The organism is Psychrobacter sp. Ps6, from assembly GCF_022129235.1.
Taxonomy (GTDB): domain Bacteria; phylum Pseudomonadota; class Gammaproteobacteria; order Pseudomonadales; family Moraxellaceae; genus Psychrobacter.
In genome coordinates this window covers 1-2,024 of the sequence record NZ_JADQAI010000082.1, presented here as the reverse complement: position 1 = coordinate 2,024, position 2,024 = coordinate 1, and the positions used below count along the sequence as shown (strand labels likewise).

Here is a 2,024-nt window from a genome sequence, read left to right as displayed (position 1 = left end):
GTATAGGAAGAGGGCATTATTTCGGTGTCAATTGAGAATGGAATTATTTGTATTACGAAGATAGATACATTCCATATATGTTTAAGCCAATTTGCCCAAAATGTCAGAAAGATATGTGCAAAATGATTTCATCAGAACATCAAGGTTTACAATTTAGATGCATTGCTTGTGATGATATGACTTCTAATGTTATCCCCTTAAGTAACACTGAGCTTGATGATTTTATGGGAACAATAGTCAGCCCTTCAAAGAAACCAGAAGCTTAATTAATTATCAGCTAAGATTGCTTACTCTTCAAGCTAGCCCCTTTTCAGGGACTAACATCCATCTATTTCTGCACCAACTGCTTTCCATGAATCTTCGCAAGTTCGGCTATCTTCCTATTGGCACTATTCGCGATATCCAACAGTTCATCAATGGTAAATACATTTCCTTCTTGTAGTAGAGAAGGGAGCTTAGCCTTACTGATGATGAACGCATCATTAGGAACGAGTTTGGATTCGATTGGTTGACCGTTTTCAAATAGGGTCAGTGTTCTGTGGCAAGGAGGAAAAGCAGATTGTTTCTTGAGTTGTTCAGCCATCAAGTTAAACGCATATGCGAATGGATTGCCATTTGCCGTTGTCAGCGATAGTGCGAACGTCCACGACATCAAGTTGGTACTGCAAACTTTAGATGCATTAGAGTGCTATCGCCCACCGTTGAAAGTGCCATTGTATCTAGACAAAGGTTATACAGGGCAGTGGTTATATGATGAGTTGGTCACTTTGAACTACATTCCCTATGTTCAATCACGAGCAGAAGAGGCGGCGAGCTTAAAACACTCGGATGATTTTAAGGCTCATCGTTGGGTTGTGGAACGAACTCATAGCTGGCTAAATCGTTATCGTAGATTGCTTGTTCGTTGGGAGAAGAAAATCGAAAACTACGAGGCCATGCTGCATTTTGCTTGTGGCCTCATTGTTTGGAATAAAACCCTTTTGGGATAGGTTCTAAGGCTTGTTGCCAGATATTAACTAAGCTTTGATCAAATAAGTAAAAGCTAATATCGAGTTGTTTAAATGCAGCCTCATTACAGACGCTAATTGCAATGGTGACTGCCTGTGCTGGTGGATAACGATAAATGCCACACGAGATTGCAGGAAAGGCAATAGACTGACACTGATGGCTAATAGCCAGTTGCAAAGAATGTCGATAAGCGTTTTCTAATGCGAGTGCCGGATTTTTATGACCGTAATACATTGGTCCAACTGTGTGAATAATATATTTAGCATTCAGTTCTCCTGCTTCAGTAATACGAGCCTCGCCAACAGGACAGCGAATACCATTTATTACTGGAACTTCATAACACGCTTTTAATACAGCTGGCCCAGCAGCACGATGTATTGCACCATCAACGCCTCAACCACCTAACATCCGAGAATTAGCAGCATTAATAATAGTATCTGATATAGCGGTAGTTATATCACCTGCAATAATATTGATAGTCATTGTTTTACTCCTAGCTCTAGTATTTTATTGTTGATAAGTGATTCTAGAATATGATTTTTAGGTACACCTTGAAGCTCTGATAATAGAGCTAATTGGTTAATGCTTTTTTGTGAAAGATTAAATGAACATTGCTTTTTACCTACTTGTTTATCTCTGAATTTTTTCTGAGAATAAGCTTTTTTAATTGATTGGATAAACAGTTTTTTAGTATCAGGGTGTGTATTCCAAGTATCAAATACTAATAGTAATCTATAATAATCATTTTCAACTTTAACGTCAGGTGTAATGAAATAGAAGGAATAGTTTTTTTGTAAGTATTCATTAGTATAATTAAGGGCCCAAGAGCATAAACCTGGATTGTTTGTATTTAACCAGCTAAAGTTATCAATTGTCTCTATATCATACCAGTCATTGTTTATATTGTTTAATATTTGAATTTTATCTGTCTTTGGTACTGCGACCAAATCAAAAAAATCTATAATAATATCTTTCTTCTCTTTCGTTGATATAGGTGTTTTGTTTAATTTAAAAAA

General features: G+C 36.9%; 2 protein-coding genes and 2 pseudogenes. 1 reads left to right on the top strand and 3 read right to left on the bottom strand.

Annotation, left to right across the window (positions count from 1 at the left end):
- Positions 1–328 precede the first annotated feature (328 nt).
- The gene (locus tag I3255_RS13900; protein WP_238039333.1) at positions 329–583 is read right to left on the bottom strand and encodes a hypothetical protein; all 255 of its coding nucleotides are present in this window, start codon (positions 581–583) and stop codon (positions 329–331) included.
- 16 nt (positions 584–599) lie between these two features.
- Between I3255_RS13900 and I3255_RS13895 the strand changes: the two are divergent.
- A pseudogene (locus I3255_RS13895) lies at positions 600–989 on the top strand (IS5 family transposase); the annotation flags it as partial.
- Here I3255_RS13895 and I3255_RS13890 read toward each other — a convergent pair.
- Positions 958–1,389 (bottom strand): annotated as a pseudogene (locus I3255_RS13890) (macro domain-containing protein); the annotation flags it as partial. The pseudogenes I3255_RS13895 and I3255_RS13890 sit on opposite strands and share 32 nt — an antisense overlap.
- Before the next feature lie 98 nt (positions 1,390–1,487).
- Positions 1,488–2,024: hypothetical protein (locus tag I3255_RS13885; protein ID WP_238039332.1), on the bottom strand; the 537-nt coding region annotated here is incomplete at its 5' end.